Raw genomic sequence first — 1,723 nt, forward strand, 5'->3', positions numbered from 1 at the left:
CGCGCGTGGCCGGCCTGGTGATGGAAGCGGTCGGACTGAAGCTTCCGTCAGCACCACCAATGGCAGCCAAGTCTATCCGTTCGACATCAGCGAGTTCCGCAAGTACTGCCTGTTGAACGGTTTCGACGACATTGGCCTGACCCTACGCAAAGCCGACACCATTCGTGCCTACGAAGAGAAACACCTGCACGAACAGCCCTGGCTGAGCAACACGATCTGAAGCGATCGTTGACACAACAGCAAAGGGCGGTCAAGTGGCCGCCCTTGTCGTTACTATTCCAAGAACGCTGGAAACACTGAGAAAGAGAAGCCATGAAGATTGCTATCCTGCCGGGTGACGGCATCGGTCCCGAGATCGTCGATGAAGCCGTGCGCGTGCTCAACGCCCTGGATGAAAAGTTCGAGATGGAAACCGCCCCGGTCGGCGGCGCCGGCTATGAGGCCCACGGCCATCCGCTGCCGGACGGCACCCTGAAGCTGGCCAAGGAAGCCGATGCCATTCTCTTCGGTGCCGTGGGCGACTGGAAGTACGACAAGCTGGAACGCGCCCTGCGCCCCGAGCAAGCCATCCTGGGCCTGCGCAAGCACCTGCAATTGTTCGCCAATTTCCGCCCGGCGATCTGCTACCCGGAACTGACCGGTGCTTCGTCCTTGAAGCCCGAGCTGGTGGCCAACCTGGACATCCTGATCGTGCGCGAACTGAACGGCGACATCTATTTCGGCCAGCCGCGCGGGATGCGTGAAGCGCCGGACGGTCCTTTCAAGGGCGCACGCGAAGGGTTTGATACCATGCGTTATTCGGAACCGGAAATCCGCCGCATCGCCCATGTCGCCTTCCAGGCTGCGGCCAAGCGCGGCAAGCGCCTGTGCAGCGTGGACAAGGCCAACGTGCTGGAAACCTTCCAGTTCTGGAAGGATATCGTCACCGAAGTGGGCAAGGAATATCCAGAGGTCGAACTGTCGCACATGTACGTGGACAACGCCGCCATGCAACTGGTGAAGGCACCGAAGAACTTCGACGTCATCGTCACCGGCAACATGTTCGGCGACATCCTCTCGGACGCCGCCGCCATGCTGACCGGTTCCATCGGCATGTTGCCCTCGGCTTCGTTGGATGCCAACAACAAGGGTCTGTATGAACCTTCACACGGTTCGGCCCCGGATATCGCCGGCAAGGGCATCGCCAATCCGCTGGCGACCATCCTGTCGGCGGCGATGATGCTGCGCTTCTCCTTGAACCGTGCCGAGCAGGCCGACCGCATCGAGAATGCGGTGAAGAAAGTGCTTGCGCAAGGTCTGCGCACCGCCGATATTTATGAAGAAGGCTGCACCAAGGTCAATACCCAGCAGATGGGTGAAGCCGTGGTCAAGGCTCTTGCTTAAGCTTCAATAGGGTCAAACCGTCCCGCCGGCCCGCACCGGGTGCGGCGGGATGCTTGAAATGCCGGATGGTCCGGCGCAATTGTGTTCAATCTGATTGATGTTCCTAGCTGCGACAGGAATGAATCTTGCAGTCGCAAGAAACATCAAATGGAATGAGGAATCCCCGTCTAGAGGGCCGCAGCAAGGCTTTCATGAAATCAAAGTTCGGGCGAAAAACCGTCTGGTCCACTTCCATCTCACAAATCAATACCTCGGTTTTTTTAAGGAGTTTCTGAAACTGAGAGAATATCTTCTAGACCTACCGAAATGACCCAGTCCAGCAGACGCGTGGGCGTGTGCG

General features: G+C 58.4%; 1 protein-coding gene and 1 pseudogene. Both read left to right on the forward strand.

What is annotated here, in order from left to right:
- Window positions 1-220: pseudogene (locus I5W_RS00400) on the forward strand (hypothetical protein); the annotation flags it as partial.
- 92 nt (window positions 221-312) lie between these two features.
- Window positions 313-1,383, forward strand: a complete 1,071-nt coding sequence (gene leuB, locus I5W_RS00405; RefSeq protein ID WP_044527770.1) for a 3-isopropylmalate dehydrogenase — start codon at window positions 313-315, stop codon at window positions 1,381-1,383.
- Window positions 1,384-1,723 lie beyond the last annotated feature (340 nt).

This window comes from Herbaspirillum sp. B65 (genome assembly GCF_000333555.1).
GTDB classification, from domain to species: domain Bacteria; phylum Pseudomonadota; class Gammaproteobacteria; order Burkholderiales; family Burkholderiaceae_D; genus Herbaspirillum; species Herbaspirillum rubrisubalbicans.